Here is a 17,257-nt window from a genome sequence, read left to right as displayed (position 1 = left end):
GCGCCCGGGCTAGCGCCGCACCACCACCTCCGCGCCGCGCGCGGAAGGTTCTTCGTCCACCAGCACCTTGGGAAAACCAGGCGCCCGCACGGACAGGCCCGCCGCGTCCTCCAGACGTTCGATCATCCGGTCGGACTGGGCCCGGTCGCCCATCCGCTGCTGGCCGTCGCGGATCATCGAGATCACCAGAGGCGAGAGTTCCAGCGGCACGCCATGCTCATCTGCCAGCGCCTGGAACAGGCCGATATCCTTCATCACCAGGTCCAGCGCGAAGTCCACGTCGCGGCTGCCGGACAGGATCAACTGGCTTTCGGTCTCATGGACAAAGGAATTGCCCGAGGAAATGCGGATCGCTTCATAGGTCGTGGCCATGTCCAGCCCCGCCGCCTGCATCGTCGCCAGGGCCTCGCACAGCGTCAGCAGGTTGGCGGTGGCCAGGTAGTTGGTCATGACCTTCAGGCGCGAGGCGGTGCCGACCTCGCCGGTGTGCAGCACCTGTCGCCCGAGGATCGTCAACAGCGGCAGAACCGCCTCGAAACTGTCGCGCGGCGCGCCGCAAAAGACCGAGATATTGCCCGTCGCCGCCCGGTGGCACCCGCCCGAGACCGGTGCCTCGATGGCGACGGCGCCGGTTTCGGCCACCCGCGCCGCCTGGGCCACGATCACCGCCGGGTCGGTGGTCGACATCTCGACCCAGGTCTTGCCCGGCCCCATCTCGGGCAGCATCTCGGCCAGAACCGCCTCCGAGGCGGCGGGACTGGGCAAGGAAGTGATGACCACGTCGCAGCGGGCCATGACCTCTGCCGCCGATGCCGCCGCCTCGGCGCCCGCCGCGGCCATCCCGGCCAGCCGCGTTTCGTCAAGGTCGAAGACCGTCAGCCCGACGTCGTTGCGCAGCAGATTGCCTGCCAGCTTGGCGCCCACCGCGCCCAGTCCGATGAATCCCGTCTGCATCCGTACCTCCTGTTTGTGGCCAGCCTGCGACGACACCCTGTGCCCGGTCCGCACCGTTTGCGACATGAAACTTGTGCGCCGCGTCGCAGGCCCCTAGCGTTTCGGCATGACATGGCCCAGCAATAGCCCCCGGCAGAACCCACTGACTGGCCTCGCCCCCTTGGCACAGCGCCGGCGGCACGCCGCGATCCGGGTTTGGGCTGACTGATGCCGCGGACCTGCATCGACACCCCTACCGGCCCCTTCGAGATCACCGAAACCGAAGGCGCCATAACCCGGGCCACCTGGACCCGGAGCGATGCAAGCGACGCGACACCCTTGCTGCGACGCGCGGCGGACCAGGTGGCCGCCTATTTCGCCGGGCGCCTGACCACCTTCGACCTGCCCCTGCGGGTGGCGGCAAGCCCCTTTCAGCAACAGGTTTGCGCACAGATCGCCGCGATCCCCTTTGGCGAGACCCTGACCTATGGCGACATCGCCCGCACCCTTGGCGCGCCGCCACAGGCAGTGGGGCGCGGCTGTGGCGGCAATCCGATTGCCCTGATCATCCCCTGCCACCGCGTGCTGGGCCGCGACGGGCTGGGCGGGTTTTCCGGCGGCACCGGGGTCGAGACCAAGGTCTGGCTGCTGCGTCACGAGGGGGCGGGCGGATTGCTGATCTGACGGGGCAGCCCCATCGGTCGCCAAAGAATTGGTGACTGCTCTCTTTCCATGCTGATCGTCACGCTTTTGGTTACCCAACCCGGCATAGGCCCGGGTTTGAGTGTAGCCGCTGCCCCCGATCCGGCCTGGTCGGAATGTCCTCACGGCACACGGTGTCTGCCCTTGGAAACGGGGAGACGGGGTCATCCTGCTTGTGATCCAGCCCAGCCCTCGGCAACCGCCCCCAGCATCGACCGGCCCCACGCGGTCTGAGCCACGGGCCGGGATCAGTCGCGCTTGGGATCGCGCGGATAGACGCCCAGGATGTCCAGCATGTCGGTGAAGTAATCCAGCTCTTCGAGCGCGCGCTTGACGCCGGGATCTTCGGGGTGGCCCTCGATGTCGGCATAGAATTGCGTCGCGGTGAAGGAGCCGTTGACCATGTAGCTTTCCAGCTTGGTCATGTTGACACCGTTGGTCGCGAAACCGCCCATCGCCTTGTAGAGCGCGGCCGGGATGTTGCGCACCTGGAAGATGAAGGTGGTCATCATCCCGTGGCTGCCCCGGCGCGAGATGTCGGGTTCCGGCGCCATCAACAGGAAACGCGTGGTGTTGTGGGCGTGATCCTCGATGTGGCGGGCCAGGATGTGCAGCCCGTAGATCTCGGCCGCGAGGTCCGATGCCAGCACGCCCTCATCGCGCAGTTCCGCCTTGGCCAGCTCGGCGGCTGCCCCGGCGCTGTCCGCCGCGGCGATTCCCTGGATGCCGTATTTCGACAGGAAACTCTGCGCCTGCGGCAAGAGCACCAGGTGCGCGCGCACCCGCTCCAGCTCCTCGATCTGCACGCCGGGCAGTGCCATTAGGCTGATGTGCACGCGCACAAAGGCCTCGTCGACAATGCGCAGGCCCGATTCCGGCAGCAGCCGGTGAATGTCCGCGACGCGCCCGTAGGTGGAATTCTCGACCGGCAACATGGCAAGGTCCGCCCGGCCCTCGCGCACCGCGGAAATTACGTCCTCGAAGTTCCGGCAGGGCAGCACCTCGGCGCCCGGACGGGCCTCGGTGCAGGCCTGGTGGGAATAGGCGCCAAGCTCTCCCTGGAAGGCGATCCGCTGTGTCATCTGTGGCCCTCGTCGCAAATCCCGCCGCACGCGGGCGATTGGTCGCGCCTTCTACCGCTTGCCCAAGGGGATGGAAAGCAATAGATACGCGCCCGACAGAGATCCAAGCAGACAGGGCTTCCCATGTTCGATACCATGACCTTTACCAAGATCGTCGGCGGCCTGTGCGGCGCCTTGCTGATCTTCCTGATGGGCAAATGGGCTGCGGAGAGCCTGTACCACACCGGCGGCGGCCACGGCGGCGAGGAACATGCCGCAGGCTTTGCGATCCAGGTGGAAGACGGCGAACCCGTCGAAGAGGAAGAGGTTGATTTCGCCGCGCTGATGGCCTCGGCCGATGCCGGCAAGGGCGAACGCGTCTGGGGCAAGTGCCGCGCCTGCCACAAGCTGGACGGCTCCGACGCCGTCGGCCCGCACCTCGACGGTGTGGTTGGACGCGCTGTGGATGCCGTGGAAGGCTTTGGCTATTCGGGCGCCCTGGAACAGGCGGCGGACGTGTGGACGCCGGAAAACCTGTTCCACTTCCTCGAAAACCCGCGCGGCTTCGCACCCGGCACCGCGATGGGTTTTGCCGGCCTGCCCAAGGCCGAGGATCGCGTGAACCTGATCGCCTACCTGCAGACGACCGGCGGCTGATCCGACCGCATCGCGCGCTTTCAAAGGGCCGCCCCGACCGGGCGGCCTTTTTCATGCGCAATTGCCGCGCAGGCTGCCGCAGACACGGTGGCGGAGCCCCCTTAAGGCGTTGACGTTTCCGTAATCTCGTCTTGAATGTGGTCGCGCGGAAAACTTAGCTTAGAATTAACAAAGAATACCGCTCAATTACCGGGCCGAACCGCCGGTTGACAGGGAGATGACCATGACGATCCAGGCCAAACGACCACATCGCCGCAGCACGACCCGGGCCCGCGCCCTGCCGGACCTTCGGTTCGTCGCCACCGGGGCCCTTGCCATCGGCGTGGCGTTGCTGGGCGTGGCCGCTCTGGCTCAGGACGGAGACGAAAAGATCGTCACCTCGCATGGCTATTCCTATTTCGGCAACCTGGACTACCCGGCGGACTATGCGCATTTCGATTTCGTCAACCCGGACGCCCCCAAGGGCGGCGAACTGGTGATCGGCGCCACCGGCACCTTCGACAGCCTCAACCCCTATTCGCGCAAGGGCCGCCCCGGCACCCTGACCACGGTGATGTATGACCAGCTGATCGAGTCGGTCGAGGATTCGGTTGGCCAGTACTACTGCATCCTCTGCGAGAGCATCGAATACCCCGAAAGCCGCGACTGGGTGATCTTTCACATGCGTGAGGACGCCAAGTTTTGGGACGGCACCCCTGTCACAGCCGAGGACGTGGTCTATTCGCACAAGCTGTTCATCACCCAGGGCCTGCCGTCCTACGCGCAGGCGGTCGGTCGCATGGTCACCAGCGCCGAGGCGCTGGACACTTACACAGTGAAATTCACCTTCAACCCCGAGCTGACCAAACGGTCGCGGATCGAGACCGTGGGCTCGACCCCGGTGTTTTCAAAGGCATGGTTCGAAGCCGACCCGGAAAACCGCCGCCTGGACGAGCCGCGGCTGGAGGTGGCGCTGGGGTCCGGCCCCTACAAGCTGGAAACCTACGAGGTGAACCGTCACATCGTCTATGAACGCGATACCGAGTACTGGGGCAAGGACCTGCCCTACAACGCCGGCCGCTACAATTACGACAGCATCCGGGTCGAGTATTTCGCCGACCAGACCGCGTCTTTCGAGGCGTTCAAGGCCGGGACCTATACCTTCAAGGTGGAAAGCGATCCCAAGCAATGGGCGACCGCCTATAACTTCCCCAAGGTCGATGAAGGCGTCGTCAAGCTGGAGGAAATCCCCGACGGCAGCCCGCCGAACCCGACCGGGTTCGTCTTCAACCTGGCCAAGCCGCAGTTGCAGGACAAGCGCGTGCGCGAGGCGATTGCCCTTGCCTACAACTTCGAGTGGTCGAACGAGTCGCTGCTCTACGGGCTGTATTCCCCGCGCAGCTCATTCGTCGAGGGCACCCCGGTCGAGGCCAAGGACGTGCCCGAGGGCGCGGAACTGAAATTCCTCAAGAGCCTGGGTGACATCGTGCCCGCGGACCTTCTGGAAGAACCGGTGCGGGTGATGCACTCTTCCGACCCTGCCCGCCTGCCCGACCGTGGCAACCTGCGCGCGGCCTCGCGGCTCTTGTCCGAGGCCGGCTGGGAAGTGGGCGACGACGGCATCCGCCGCAATGCGGATGGCGACACGCTGAAGGTCAACATGCTGATCCCGACCAATATCGAACCCTCGGTCGAGGCGATGCACGAGTCCTTTGTCCGCAACCTCGTCCAGATCGGTGTCGATGCAACCTTTGAACGGATCGACCCCTCGCAATACACGCTGCGCCGCCGTGAACGCGATTACGACGTGCTTTACTCCACCCGCTATGGCGCCTTCCTGTCCACCGGCGGCGGGTTGACGCAGATGTACGGATCGCGCGAGGCCGAGTTCAGCCTGTTCAACCCCGCGGGCCTTGCCAGCCCGCTGGTCGACGCGATCATCGAGGCCAGTTTCGACGCCCAGAGCCAGGCGGATACCGACGTCGCGCTGATGGCGCTGGACCGCGCGCTGCGCTACGAGTTCTTCGTGATCCCGACCGGGTATATCGCCGACCACTGGGTCGCCTACTACGACATGTACGAACGCCCCGAACAGATCCCGCCCTACGGACTGGGCTATCTGAGCTTCTGGTGGGTGAACCCCGAGAAGGAAGCGGCGCTCAAGGCGGAAGGTCAGCTGGACTGACATGGGAGCCTACATTCTCCGACGCATACTGCTGATCATCCCCACGCTGCTGGGGATCATGATCATCAACTTCGTGCTGGTCCAATTCGTGCCAGGCGGCCCGATCGAGCAGATCATTGCCCAGATCGAGGGCCAGGGCGACGTGTTCGGCGGCTTTGCCGGCGGCTCGGACTCCCCCGATGCTGGCAGCATGACCCCGGGCGATGAAACCTATGCGGGCGCCCGGGGCCTGCCACCGGAATACATCGCAGACCTGGAACGGCAGTTCGGCTTCGACAAACCGCCGCTGGAACGCTTCCTGAACATGATGTGGAATTACATCCGCCTCGATTTCGGCGAGAGCTATTTCCGTTCGATCGGCGTGATCGACCTGGTGCTGGAAAAGATGCCGGTCTCGATCTCGCTGGGGCTGTGGTCGACCCTGCTGGCCTACCTGATCTCGATCCCGCTGGGCATCCGCAAGGCCGTCCGCGACGGCACCAGCTTTGACACCTGGACCTCCAGCATCATCATCGTCGCCTATGCCATTCCCGGGTTTCTCTTTGCGATCCTGCTGCTGGTGCTTTTTGCCGGGGGCTCCTACTGGCAGATCTTCCCGATCCGCGGGCTGGTCTCCGACAACTGGGAAGACCTGAACATCTTCATGAAGGTCGCGGACTACTTCTGGCACATCGCCCTGCCGATCACCGCCTCGACCATCTCTGCCTTTGCGACGCTGACTCTGCTGACCAAGAACAGCTTTCTGGACGAGATCAAGAAGCACTATGTCATGACCGCCCGCGCCAAGGGCCTGTCGGAGGATCGCGTTCTGTATGGCCATGTCTTCCGCAACGCCATGCTGATCGTCATTGCCGGTCTGCCGGGCGTCTTCATCGGCGTCTTCTTCGGCGGCTCCATCATCATCGAGACGATCTTTTCGCTCGACGGCCTTGGGCGCCTTGGCTTCGAGGCGGCGGTGGCACGCGATTACCCGGTGATCTTCGGCACGCTTTTCATCACCTCGATGATCGGGCTTGTCGTCGGGCTGATCTCTGACCTGATGTACGTGGTCGTCGATCCGCGCATCGACTTTGAAAAGCGGGAGGGCTGAGACATGGTCGCGAATCCCCAGCCCGAGACCACCCCGGACACGCAGCTCGCCGTCACCGTGCCGCCGGAGCCGAAAAAGGGCTTGTTTTCCCTGTCGCCGCTGAACCAGCGGCGCTGGAACAACTTCAAGCGCAACCGCCGCGCCCTCTGGTCGCTGTGGATCTTCGTGATCCTCTTCGGCCTGTCGCTCTTTGCCGAGTTCATCGCCAACGACAAGCCGATCATGGTGCGCTATCGCGGTGAGACCTTTACCCCGATCTTCAACTTCTACCCCGAAACCCAGTTCGGCGGCGATTTCCGGACAGAGGCCGCCTATCGCGACCCCGAGGTGCGCTGCCTCATTATCACCGGCGGGCTGGATGCCTGTTTCGACGATCCCGACGGGTTGATCGAGAACGCCGAGGCCGGCGTGCTGACGGATGACAATTTCCACAAGGGGATGATCCTCTGGCCGCTGATTCCCTACAGCTATGACACGCCCGTGGACCGGCGCGGCGCCGCGCCTCTGCCGCCGAACGAGCAGAACTGGCTGGGCACCGACAAGGGCAAGCGCGACCTGCTGGCACGGGTCATCTACGGGTTCCGCCTGTCGATCCTGTTCACGCTGATCGTCACCGCTTGCGCCTCTGTCATCGGCATCGTGGCCGGGGCGCTACAGGGCTATTTCGGCGGCTGGCTGGACCTGATCTTTCAGCGGGTGATCGAGATATGGGGGGCGACACCGTCGCTTTATATCATCATCATCCTCTTCGCGATCCTGGGGCGAAGTTTCTGGTTGCTGGTCTTTCTCACCATCCTCTTTGGCTGGACGGCGCTGGTGGGCGTGGTGCGGGCGGAATTCCTGCGTGCGCGCAACCTGGAATACGTCCGCGCGGCCAAGGCCCTGGGAGTCTCTAACTGGACCATCATGTTCCGGCACATGCTGCCCAACGCGATGGTGGCGACGCTGACCTTCATGCCCTTCATCGTCACCGGCACGATCTCGACGCTGGCGGGGCTCGACTTCCTCGGCTTCGGCCTGCCCTCCTCGGCGCCGTCGCTGGGCGAAATGACCCTGCAGGCGAAACAGAACCTGCAGGCGCCCTGGCTGGCCTTCACCGCCTTCACGGTCTTCGCGATCATGCTGTCACTGCTGGTCTTCATCTTCGAAGGTGTCCGCGACGCATTCGACCCCAGGAAAACCTTCTCATGAGCGCATTGCTTCAGATCAGCGACCTCAAGGTCAGCTTCCGCCAGGATGGGCAGACCATCCCGGCGGTCAAGGGCGTGTCCTTCGACATCCAGAAGGGCGAAACCGTCGCGCTGGTGGGCGAATCCGGTTCTGGCAAGTCGGTCACCGCCTTGTCGACCGTCTCCCTGCTGGGGGACTCCGCCCGTGTCGAAGGCTCGGTCCTTTACAACGGGGCCGAGATGATCGGCGCCGCGGACAAACGCCTTCGCGACGTGCGCGGCAATGACATCAGCTTTATCTTCCAGGAGCCGATGACCTCGCTCAACCCGCTGCACACGCTGGAAAAGCAGATCCGCGAGAGCCTGGAACTGCACCAGGGGCTGACCGGCGCCAAGGCCCGCGAACGGATCATCGAACTCTTGACCAAAGTCGGCATCCGAGACCCCGAAAGCCGGCTGGGGTCCTACCCGCACCAGTTGTCGGGCGGGCAACGGCAGAGGGTCATGATCGCGATGGCGCTGGCCAACGGGCCGGAACTCTTGATCGCGGACGAGCCGACCACCGCGCTCGACGTGACGATCCAGGCGCAGATCCTCGACCTCTTGGGGAACCTCAAGACCGAGGAGGACATGAGCCTGCTGTTCATCACCCATGACCTTGGCATCGTGCGGCGCATCGCCGACCGGGTCTGCGTGATGAAGGATGGCGAGATCGTCGAACAGGGCCTGACGTCCGAGATCTTCGCCGCGCCGAAACATCCCTATACACAGATGCTGCTGTCGGCGGAAAGCACCGGCAAACCGGACCCCGTGGACGAAGGCGCCGAGGAAATCGCCCGCACCGACAACCTCAAGATCTGGTTCCCGATCCAGCGCGGGCTGATGAAACGCACCGTGGGCTACGTCAAGGCAGTCAACGACGCGACCATCGCCGTGCGTGCGGGTGAAACCGTGGGCATCGTGGGCGAAAGCGGCTCGGGCAAGACGACGCTGGCGCTGGCGATCATGCGGCTGATCAAGTCCGAGGGCGGCATCACCTATCGCGGCCAGGACGTGAACGCCTGGTCGACCAAGCGGCTGCGCAAGCTGCGCTCGGAAATGCAGATCGTGTTCCAGGACCCCTACGGCTCGCTGAGCCCGCGGATGACCTGCGAACAGATCATCGCCGAGGGGCTTGAGGTGCATGGCGCCCCTGACGGGCGCCCCCACCGCGAACTGGTGGCCGAGGTCATGACCGAGGTCGGCCTGGACCCGATGACCATGCACCGCTACCCGCACGAGTTCTCGGGCGGCCAGCGCCAGCGCATCGCGATCGCCCGCGCCATGGTGCTGCGGCCCCGTCTGGTGGTGCTGGACGAACCGACCTCGGCGCTGGACATGACGGTGCAGGTGCAGATCGTGAACCTGCTTCGCAACCTTCAGCGCAAGTATGACCTCGCCTATCTGTTCATTTCGCATGACCTGAAGGTGGTGCGCGCGATGAGCCACAAGGTCATCGTGATGAAACAGGGCGACGTGGTGGAATATGGCCCCGCCGAGGCGATCTTCGAGGCGCCGCAGACAGACTACACCCGGGAGTTGCTGGCCGCAGCCTTCGACGCGGCCTGAGCCGCGTCAGATCGCGCTGGAATGGCCTGCCTTTGACAGGTCATAGGCGTCAAAGGCGCGCGCGATGATACGGGTGAGCGGCCGCACTTCCTGCGGGATGAACAGCCCGTCGTCGCTGATGACCAGCATGTTCTCGAACCGGGCGTTGGCCTCACGGAACAGGGTGAACAGCGCCTCGCGCGAGATGGCGAAATCGCGCAGGATCTCGGCGGCATTGATGCGGAAATCGCACATCAACGCCTCGATCAGGCGGGCGCGCAGACGGTCGTCGCCCTTGAAGGTATGGCCGCGCGCGGTGGCGAATTGGCCGTCCCTCACCGCGGCGATGTATTTCGACGTACCAGGCGCGTTCTGGGCGAACCCCTGCGGAAACTTCGAGATCGACGACGCCCCCAGCCCGATCAGCACATCCGAGGTGTCATCGGTGTAGCCTTGGAAATTCCGCCGCAGGTTGCCGTTGCGCTGTGCCACGGCCAGCCCGTCGTCGCGGGTGGCGAAATGGTCGATGCCGATCTCGGCATAGCCATCCCAGACGAAAAGCCGCCGCGCCGTATCGAAAAGCTCCAGCCGCTCTTGTGGCGTGGGCAGCGCGTCCGAGGGCAGCATCTGCTGCCGCTTGGCCATCCAGGGCACATGCGCATAGCCGTAAAGCGCCACGCGGTCCGGCGCGAAGCTGAGCAGCTTTTGCACGGTTTCGGTGATGCGGGCACGGGTCTGGTGCGGCAGGCCGAACAGGATGTCGGCATTCAGGCTTGCAACGCCACGCGCACGGATCAGCTCGACCGCCGCACGGGTCACGTCATAGCCCTGTTCGCGACCGATCGCGCCCTGGATCTGCGGGTCGAAATCCTGCACCCCGATCGAGGCGCGGTTCATGCCGCCTTCGGCAAGGGCGTCCAGCCGCGCCGCGTCGATCTCGTTCGGGTCGATTTCGACGGAAAACTCGTAGCCCTCCGCAAAATCGGCGACCCGTCGGGTCGCCGCGATCAGGCGTTTCATCAGGTCAGGTGACAGCAGGGTCGGCGTGCCACCACCCCAGTGCAGTCGCGACAGGCGCACCCCCTGCGGCAAGGCACCGCGCAAGAGCCCCAGCTCCTGTTCCAGAACGGTCACATAGCTTTCGACTGGGCCTAATGTCGACGTTCCCTGCGTTCGACAGGCGCAGAACCAGCACAACCTGCGGCAAAAAGGTACATGCAAATATAGGGATATGTTACCATCTACAGGAACAGAGCGAATCCACTCTTCGAATCGCGCCGGCCCCACGTCGCCATCGAAATGCGGTGAGGTCGGATAAGACGTGTATCGCGGCACTTTGGCGTCAAAGAGTCCAAGCCGCGCGAGTTGAGTTCGGTTCGCCATAAGCGTACGGTTAGGGCACGGAAAAGCGCCGGGCTTTGACGCAGATCAACATAAGGCAAGCGATATGCTGAATGAACGAAGCTTGAGTGTCGCGCCCGACTGTGGCGATTGCCCGATCCGCCACCGGGCGGTCTGTGCACGATGCGAAAGCGACGAACTCGAGCGCCTTGAGCAGATCAAGTATTACCGCAAGTTCGAGGCCGGACAGTCGATCATCTGGGCCGGCGACCGCATGGATTTCGTGGGGTCCGTCGTGTCCGGAATCGCAACCCTGAGCCAGGCGATGGAAGACGGTCGCACGCAGATGGTGGGCCTACTGCTGCCCAGCGATTTCGTTGGCCGCCCCGGGCGCAACACCGCCGCCTACGACGTGGTGGCCACGACCGATGTCGTCATGTGCTGTTTCCGCCGGTCCCCTTTCGAGGACCTGATGACACGCACGCCGCATATCGCCCAGCGCCTGTTGGAGATGACGCTGGACGAACTGGATGCCGCGCGCGAATGGATGCTGGTTCTGGGGCGCAAGACCGCGCGCGAGAAGATCGCCTCGCTGTTGTCGATCATTGCCCGCCGCGACGCCACCCTGAACAAGCGCGGTGCCGCCGCCGGCCCGATCGTCTTTGACCTGCCGCTGACCCGTGAGGCGATGGCCGACTACCTGGGCCTGACGCTGGAAACCGTGAGCCGGCAGATCTCGGCCCTGAAAAAGGACGGCGTGATCCACCTGGAAGGCAAGCGCCACGTCACCGTGCCGGACATGTCCCGCCTGATGGACGAAGCCGGGGATGACGCGGACGGGGGTCTGCTTGTCTGAGGGACTGCCCTTTTTCACCTGCGACGTCTTCACGGAAACCGCCTATGCCGGCAATCCGCTGGCCATTGTCGAGGATGCGGATGGGTTGAGCGATGCCGCGATGCAGACCATCGCGCGCGAGTTCAACCTGTCCGAGACGATCTTTGTCCGGTCTCCCGCCGATCCGGCGCACACCGCCAGCGTCCGGATCTTCTTTCCCACGGCAGAGATCCCCTTTGCGGGGCATCCGACCATTGGCTGTGCCATCCACCTTGCACTGAAGGATGCACCCGAAGGCGATTTCGAGATCCGCATCACGCTGCAAGAAGTGGCCGGGCTGGTTCCGGTCCAAGTCTGGCGCCGGGACGGACGCCTGGGCGCAGAGTTCCGCGCGCCGGTCCTGCCACACGCGGCCAACACCGGCGAGATGCCCAGCAGGAAAGCGATCGCCGCCGCGCTTGGCCTCTCGGCAGAGCAGATTGGATTTGAAGGGCACCGCCCCGCCCTTTGGCAGGGTGGACCGGCCTTTGGGTACGTCCCGGTGCGCGACCGCGCCGCCCTGGCCGCCGCGCGGCCCAATGGCGCCGCATGGGAGGCGCTATGCGCCGCGACCGGCCTTGGCTCGCATTACCTTTATGCGCCGGGGCAAGAGACGGATTTCTCCGCACGCATGTTCGCCCCCGGAGAAGGCATCCCGGAGGACCCGGCCACCGGATCGGCCTCTGCCATCCTCGCGGCACAACTGCTGGCTTCGGGCGCGCTGTCGGAAGGCGAAACACGGTTGGTGCTGGAACAGGGGGTCGACATGGGCCGCCCCAGCCGAATCGGGTTGCGTATCCAGGCCACCGGCGGCGCCCTGGACAGCATCCATGTCCAGGGCTCTGCGGTGCCGGTCAGTTCGGGACGACTTGTGTCGCCCGCCGCCTGAGCCCCCTCACGAAAAGGGGCCGCCCGTGCTCCCGACACGAACGGCCCCGATCCGGTCATGGCATCCGCATCAATGGGCCATGAAGACCGACACACCCGCCTGTTCCAGCATGTTGCGTGTGGCGCCGCCCAGGATGGCCTCGCGGAAGCGCGAGTGGCCATAGGCGCCCATCACGACCATGTCGGCGCTGATGTCCGACACATGCCGCAGCAGGACATCGGACACGCGCGGCATCGTCTTGGCCAGCACGTCGACCTCTGCCTTGACGCCGTGGCGGGCAAGGAATTCCGACACCATCCCCCCCGGGTCCGACCGGTTCGGACCGTGTTTCGGCGGGTCAATCACCACCACATGCACCGTATCTGCCTGCTTCAGCAGGGGCATGGCGGACCGTACCGCGCGCAGGGCCTCGTTGCTTTCGTTCCAGCCGAGCACGATACGCTTGGGCTTGGCCGCTGGCTCGACATCCTCGGGCACGACCATGACCGGCACCTGGCCCTCGAACAGCGCGCCTTCGAGGACGGGTTCCAGTTCCACGCCCTTGCCCTCGCCATAGGGCTGCGGCAGCACCACGAGGTCGGTGAAGCGTGCCCGCGAGGCCACATGCCGGCCGATGTCGGCCAGCTGTGCCACGCCGTGATCGACGCTCCACAGCGTGTCGGTTTTTTCCAGCTCGCCGCGGGCAGCTTTTGCCAGCGCCTCGGCCTCGGCGGTGGCCCGTTCCAGGGTTTCCTGCAGGACCATCGCGTTGGCCCCGGCGTAGTAGTACCCCGTCTGGGTGCGATCCACGCCAAGACACAAGGCGCCAAGATGCGCGTCATGGATCTTGGCCACCGTGGCGGCATGGGAAAGGGTCGAGGTCATGAGATCATGGTCGGTGACCACGGTCAGTATGGATTTGAAGGACATTTGCGTCTCCGTCGCTGCGTGGCCCGAGGCTAACCCCGCGCCTTTCGTCGCACCTTGACCCGCGTCAAGGTTAGCGTGGCCATCCATTGATGCAGATCAAGGATGCCTTTCGGCGAACATAGCTAACACGTCCCCAGTCTAAAACCGCCCCTGCGGACAACGAATCGCGCGGGTCAGACGAAGGGACGAAAAATGTTGAATTATCTCAAGCTCATCGTGCTTGGATTGATTGCGATATTCTCGATGATCGCAATCAACTACGCACGAGATGTGGCTTACCTGATCCATGCGATCATTGTCCTGGCGGTCTCCGCCGGGCTGTTTCTGTGGGTCCTGCGCCACACCGACGAGCCGGCGGCACCGGCTCCGCAAAACGAATACATGGACGATGTCGTCCGCTTCGGCGTCATCGCGACCGCCTTCTGGGGCGTGATCGGTTTCATCGCCGGGACCTTCATCGCCTCTCAGCTGGCCTTTCCCGCGCTGAACTTTGACTGGGCGCAGGGCTACCTCAACTTCGGCCGCCTGCGCCCGCTGCACACCAGCGCGGTGATCTTTGCCTTTGGCGGCAACGCGCTGATCGCGACGTCCTTCTACGTCGTGCAGCGCACCAGCGCCGCGCGCCTCTGGGGCGGCAACCTGGCCTGGTTCGTGTTCTGGGGCTATCAGCTGGTGATCGTTCTGGCCGCGACCGGCTATGTGCTGGGGTCGACCCACGCCAAGGAATACGCCGAGCCGGAATGGTACGTCGACTGGCTGCTGACCATCGTCTGGCTTGCCTACCTTGCGGTTTTCGTCGGCACCATCGTCCGCCGCAAAGAGCCGCACATCTACGTGGCCAACTGGTTCTACCTGTCCTTCATCCTGACCGTCGCGATGCTCCACGTCTTCAACAACCTGGCTATCCCGGTCTCGATCTGGGGATCGAAGTCGGTGCAGGTCTTCTCGGGCGTGCAAGACGCGATGACGCAGTGGTGGTACGGCCACAACGCCGTGGGCTTCTTCCTGACCGCCGGCTTCCTGGGCATGATGTATTACTTCATCCCGAAACAGGCCGAACGTCCGGTGTTCAGCTACAAGCTGTCGATCATCCACTTCTGGGCGCTGATCTTCATCTACATCTGGGCCGGTCCGCACCACCTGCACTACACCGCGCTGCCTGACTGGGCCTCGACCCTGGGCATGGTGTTCTCGGTCGTGCTGTGGATGCCGTCCTGGGGTGGCATGATCAACGGCCTGATGACCCTGTCGGGCGCTTGGGACAAATTGCGCACCGACCCGGTGATCCGGATGATGGTGATCTCGGTCGGCTTCTACGGCATGTCCACCTTCGAAGGCCCGATGATGTCGATCCGCGCGGTGAACTCGCTGTCGCACTACACCGACTGGACCATCGGTCACGTCCACTCCGGCGCGCTTGGCTGGAACGGCATGATCACCTTCGGCGCGCTCTACTTCCTGGTGCCCAAGCTGTGGAACCGCGAGCGTCTGTATTCGCTCAGCATGGTCTCCTGGCACTTCTGGCTCGCCACCATCGGCATCGTGCTCTACGCCGCCTCGATGTGGGTGACCGGCATCATGGAAGGCCTGATGTGGCGAGAAGTCGATGCGAACGGCTTCCTCGTGAACTCCTTCGCCGACACCGTGGGCGCCAAGTTCCCGATGTATGTCGTGCGTGCCCTTGGTGGCCTGCTCTACGTCGCCGGTGGCCTCATCATGTGCTACAACCTGTGGATGACCGTGAAACGCGCACCGGCTGTCGAAGCCAGCGCCGCCACGGCCCATGCCACTCCGGCCGAATAAGGAGGACCGGACATGAGCATTCTTCAGAAACACGCCGTCCTTGAAAAGAACGTCACCCTGCTGGCCATCTTCGCCTTTCTCGTGGTGACGATCGGGGGCCTGGTGCAGATCGTGCCGCTCTTCTACCTCGAAAACACCATCGAGGACGTCGAAGGCATGCGCCCCTACACGCCGCTCGAACTGGCGGGCCGCGAGGTCTACCTGCGTGAGGGTTGCTACGTCTGTCACAGCCAGATGATCCGCCCGATGCGGGACGAGGTCGAACGCTATGGCCACTACAGCCTTGCGGTCGAGAGCAAGTACGACCACCCGTTCCAGTGGGGATCGAAGCGGACCGGGCCCGACCTGGCGCGCGTCGGTGGCCGCTACTCGGACGAGTGGCACGTCGACCACCTGCGCAACCCGCAGTCGGTGGTGCCGGAATCGGTCATGCCCAAGTACGGCTTCCTCGAGGCCAAGCTGATCGAAGGAACCTATATCGGCGACCTGATGAGCACCAACCGCATGGTGGGCGTGCCCTACAGCGACGAGATGATCGAAGCTGCGCAGGCCGACTTCCTGGCGCAGGCCGATCCGGACAGCGACTACGATGGCCTGCTGGAGCGCTACGGCGAGAACGTGAACGTGCGGAACTTTGACGGCGCCCCAGGCGTCTCGGAGGCGGACGCGCTGATCGCCTATCTCCAGATGCTGGGCACGCTGGTCGACTTCTCGACCTTCACGCCCGACGCAAGCCGCTGAGGAGGAACCTACATGGAAACCTATTCCTTCCTTCGGCAACTGGCCGACAGCTGGGCACTTCTGGCGATGTTCGCCTTCTTCGTGGGGATCGTGATCTGGGCCTTCCGGCCCGGATCGGGAAAGGTCCACTCGGACACGGCCAACATCCCGTTCCGCCACGAGAACCGCCCCGCGCCCGCTTCGGGCGACGACACACCCGCCGCAAACTGAGGAGGCCGGGAAAATGAGCAACAACAAGAAGAACGACGATCTCGACTACGAGACGACGGGCCACGAGTGGGACGGCATCCAGGAATACAACAAGCCCCTTCCCAAGTGGTGGCTGTGGACCTTCTATGCCTGCATCGTCTGGGCGATCGGCTATACCATCGCTTACCCCGCCTGGCCCGGCATTTCGGGGGCGACCCCGGGGCTCTTGGGCTTCTCGACGCGGGGCAACGTGGAAAAGGCCATCACCGACCACGAGGCGGAACTGGGTCCGATCAACGACAAGCTCGCCTCGGTCGAGTTGACCGCCATCGCGGATGACCAGGAACTGCTGCAATACGCCAACAACGCCGGCGGCGCGGTCTTCCGCACCTGGTGCGCACAGTGCCACGGCTCTGGCGCAGCGGGCGCCAAGGGCTATCCCAACCTGCTGGACGACGACTGGCTTTGGGGCGGCTCCATCGAGGCGATCCACGAGACCGTCAGCCACGGCATCCGCAACGAGGTGGACGACATGGCCCGCTGGTCGCAGATGCCCGCCTTTGGCCGGGACGAACTGCTGGTCGAGGAAGAGGTCGTGCAGGTCGTCAACTACGTCATGCAGCTGTCGGGGCAGGAGCCGCGTGATCCCGCTGCCGCAGAAGCGGGCGCCGAGGTCTACGACATCAACTGCTCGGGCTGCCACATGGAAGACGGCACTGGCGACCGGTTCCAGGGTGCGCCCAACCTGACCGACCGGATCTGGCTCTACGGCGGCGACTTCGACTCGCTTTACCAGACGGTCTACAACTCGCGGTTCGGCGTGATGCCCCCGATGGGTGGCGCCGACCTGACCGAGGCAGAAATCCGCGCCGTGTCGGTCTATGTGCACGGCCTGGGCGGGGGCGAAGCCTCGGAAGAGTGATCGCCCGCACAAGGTGAAACAAAGCGATCCCCTCGCCGAAAGGCGGGGGGATTTTTTCATGCACAGGGTCTGGCTATTCCGCCCTCGCCGCATGTCGAAAAAACATTGTTGGACATCAAAAAAACCGCGCGGAGGCCCGGCGGTTTGATGCAAGTCAAGGCTGCCGTGCGACGGCCTGTTATTGTCGGGTCAAGGTCGTCGGGAACACCAACCCGACGCAGTCTTC

At 64.2% G+C, this 17,257-nt stretch carries 15 protein-coding genes and 1 pseudogene; 12 read left to right on the top strand and 4 right to left on the bottom strand.

All coding sequences use genetic code 11. From position 1 onward, the window contains the following. Positions 1-9: 9 nt before the first annotated feature. Positions 10-1,029: pseudogene (locus BLQ71_RS07205) on the bottom strand (NAD(P)-dependent oxidoreductase); the annotation flags it as partial. Between the two features lie 132 nt (positions 1,030-1,161). Here BLQ71_RS07205 and BLQ71_RS07200 point away from each other — a divergent pair. Then, entirely contained in the window at positions 1,162-1,617 is a 456-nt protein-coding gene (locus tag BLQ71_RS07200; RefSeq protein ID WP_074621204.1) for a methylated-DNA--[protein]-cysteine S-methyltransferase, read from the top strand. A gap of 266 nt (positions 1,618-1,883) precedes the next feature. Here the strand turns inward: BLQ71_RS07200 and BLQ71_RS07195 are convergent, their stop codons facing one another. Next, positions 1,884-2,717 carry a prephenate dehydratase gene (locus tag BLQ71_RS07195; RefSeq protein ID WP_043136480.1) on the bottom strand — a complete coding sequence of 278 codons (834 nt, stop codon included), beginning with the start codon at positions 2,715-2,717 and terminating at the stop codon, positions 1,884-1,886. 123 nt (positions 2,718-2,840) lie between these two features. On the opposite strand from BLQ71_RS07195, the gene BLQ71_RS07190 reads away from it, so the two are divergent. The 5 genes from BLQ71_RS07190 (at position 2,841) to BLQ71_RS07170 (ending at position 9,384) form a co-directional block, all read left to right on the top strand. Then, a complete protein-coding gene (locus BLQ71_RS07190) occupies positions 2,841-3,353 on the top strand; it encodes a c-type cytochrome (RefSeq protein ID WP_074621203.1) in 513 nt (170 codons plus the stop codon). Positions 3,354-3,576: 223 nt separating this feature from the next. After that, positions 3,577-5,517, top strand: coding sequence for an extracellular solute-binding protein (locus tag BLQ71_RS07185; RefSeq protein ID WP_083342172.1), 1,941 nt, complete (start codon positions 3,577-3,579; stop codon positions 5,515-5,517). A gap of 1 nt (position 5,518) precedes the next feature. Then, a complete protein-coding gene (locus BLQ71_RS07180; RefSeq protein WP_043136473.1) occupies positions 5,519-6,607 on the top strand; it encodes a microcin C ABC transporter permease YejB in 1,089 nt (362 codons plus the stop codon). A gap of 3 nt (positions 6,608-6,610) precedes the next feature. Next, the gene (locus BLQ71_RS07175; RefSeq protein ID WP_083342171.1) at positions 6,611-7,798 is read left to right on the top strand and encodes an ABC transporter permease; all 1,188 of its coding nucleotides are present in this window, start codon (positions 6,611-6,613) and stop codon (positions 7,796-7,798) included. Next, positions 7,795-9,384 (top strand): ABC transporter ATP-binding protein, encoded by a 1,590-nt coding sequence (locus tag BLQ71_RS07170; protein ID WP_074621202.1) that lies wholly within the window; start codon positions 7,795-7,797, stop codon positions 9,382-9,384. Before BLQ71_RS07175 ends, BLQ71_RS07170 begins: the two co-directional genes overlap by 4 nt. Positions 9,385-9,390: 6 nt before the next feature. Here BLQ71_RS07170 and hemN read toward each other — a convergent pair whose 3' ends face one another. Next, the gene (hemN, locus tag BLQ71_RS07165) at positions 9,391-10,746 is read right to left on the bottom strand and encodes an oxygen-independent coproporphyrinogen III oxidase (RefSeq protein WP_074621201.1); all 1,356 of its coding nucleotides are present in this window, start codon (positions 10,744-10,746) and stop codon (positions 9,391-9,393) included. A gap of 64 nt (positions 10,747-10,810) precedes the next feature. Here hemN and fnrL point away from each other — a divergent pair, with 64 nt between their 5' ends. Continuing rightward, positions 10,811-11,560, top strand: coding sequence for a transcriptional regulator FnrL (gene fnrL, locus BLQ71_RS07160; RefSeq protein ID WP_043136467.1), 750 nt, complete (start codon positions 10,811-10,813; stop codon positions 11,558-11,560). Beyond that, entirely contained in the window at positions 11,553-12,467 is a 915-nt protein-coding gene (locus tag BLQ71_RS07155; RefSeq protein ID WP_229754781.1) for a PhzF family phenazine biosynthesis protein, read from the top strand. Before fnrL ends, BLQ71_RS07155 begins: the two co-directional genes overlap by 8 nt. A gap of 69 nt (positions 12,468-12,536) precedes the next feature. On the opposite strand, the gene BLQ71_RS07150 is transcribed toward BLQ71_RS07155, so the two are convergent. After that, positions 12,537-13,376: a universal stress protein gene (locus BLQ71_RS07150; RefSeq protein WP_074621200.1), complete on the bottom strand. Its 840-nt coding sequence runs from the start codon at positions 13,374-13,376 to the stop codon at positions 12,537-12,539. A 192-nt stretch (positions 13,377-13,568) separates the two neighbouring features. Here BLQ71_RS07150 and ccoN point away from each other — a divergent pair, with 192 nt between their 5' ends. The 4 genes from ccoN to ccoP are packed head-to-tail and all read left to right on the top strand — an operon-like array spanning position 13,569 to position 17,031. After that, positions 13,569-15,179, top strand: coding sequence for a cytochrome-c oxidase, cbb3-type subunit I (gene ccoN / locus BLQ71_RS07145; protein ID WP_069209159.1), 1,611 nt, complete (start codon positions 13,569-13,571; stop codon positions 15,177-15,179). Between the two features lie 12 nt (positions 15,180-15,191). Beyond that, entirely contained in the window at positions 15,192-15,920 is a 729-nt protein-coding gene (gene ccoO / locus BLQ71_RS07140; protein WP_069209160.1) for a cytochrome-c oxidase, cbb3-type subunit II, read from the top strand. Between the two features lie 12 nt (positions 15,921-15,932). Then, positions 15,933-16,130, top strand: coding sequence for a CcoQ/FixQ family Cbb3-type cytochrome c oxidase assembly chaperone (locus BLQ71_RS07135; RefSeq protein ID WP_043136457.1), 198 nt, complete (start codon positions 15,933-15,935; stop codon positions 16,128-16,130). Positions 16,131-16,143: 13 nt separating this feature from the next. Then, positions 16,144-17,031 (top strand): cytochrome-c oxidase, cbb3-type subunit III, encoded by an 888-nt coding sequence (ccoP, locus tag BLQ71_RS07130; protein WP_043136454.1) that lies wholly within the window; start codon positions 16,144-16,146, stop codon positions 17,029-17,031. Positions 17,032-17,257: the final 226 nt, after the last annotated feature.

Origin of the sequence: Antarctobacter albus (genome assembly GCF_900101505.1) — a bacterium.
Taxonomy (GTDB): domain Bacteria; phylum Pseudomonadota; class Alphaproteobacteria; order Rhodobacterales; family Rhodobacteraceae; genus Antarctobacter; species Antarctobacter albus.
This window is presented reverse-complemented; position numbering and strand designations above follow the sequence as displayed.

Excerpts from the sequence above, each read along its gene's own strand:
- BLQ71_RS07200 (WP_074621204.1), top strand. The coding sequence starts at position 1,162 with ATGCCGCGGACCTGCATCGACACCCCTACCGGCCCCTTCGAGATCACC.
- BLQ71_RS07195 (WP_043136480.1), bottom strand. The coding sequence starts at position 2,717 with ATGACACAGCGGATCGCCTTCCAGGGAGAGCTTGGCGCCTATTCCCAC.
- BLQ71_RS07190 (WP_074621203.1), top strand. The coding sequence starts at position 2,841 with ATGTTCGATACCATGACCTTTACCAAGATCGTCGGCGGCCTGTGCGGC.
- BLQ71_RS07185 (WP_083342172.1), top strand. The coding sequence starts at position 3,577 with ATGACGATCCAGGCCAAACGACCACATCGCCGCAGCACGACCCGGGCC.
- BLQ71_RS07180 (WP_043136473.1), top strand. The coding sequence starts at position 5,519 with ATGGGAGCCTACATTCTCCGACGCATACTGCTGATCATCCCCACGCTG.
- BLQ71_RS07175 (WP_083342171.1), top strand. The coding sequence starts at position 6,611 with ATGGTCGCGAATCCCCAGCCCGAGACCACCCCGGACACGCAGCTCGCC.
- BLQ71_RS07170 (WP_074621202.1), top strand. The coding sequence starts at position 7,795 with ATGAGCGCATTGCTTCAGATCAGCGACCTCAAGGTCAGCTTCCGCCAG.
- hemN (WP_074621201.1), bottom strand. The coding sequence starts at position 10,746 with ATGGCGAACCGAACTCAACTCGCGCGGCTTGGACTCTTTGACGCCAAA.
- fnrL (WP_043136467.1), top strand. The coding sequence starts at position 10,811 with ATGCTGAATGAACGAAGCTTGAGTGTCGCGCCCGACTGTGGCGATTGC.
- BLQ71_RS07150 (WP_074621200.1), bottom strand. The coding sequence starts at position 13,376 with ATGTCCTTCAAATCCATACTGACCGTGGTCACCGACCATGATCTCATG.
- ccoN (WP_069209159.1), top strand. The coding sequence starts at position 13,569 with ATGTTGAATTATCTCAAGCTCATCGTGCTTGGATTGATTGCGATATTC.
- ccoO (WP_069209160.1), top strand. The coding sequence starts at position 15,192 with ATGAGCATTCTTCAGAAACACGCCGTCCTTGAAAAGAACGTCACCCTG.
- BLQ71_RS07135 (WP_043136457.1), top strand. The coding sequence starts at position 15,933 with ATGGAAACCTATTCCTTCCTTCGGCAACTGGCCGACAGCTGGGCACTT.
- ccoP (WP_043136454.1), top strand. The coding sequence starts at position 16,144 with ATGAGCAACAACAAGAAGAACGACGATCTCGACTACGAGACGACGGGC.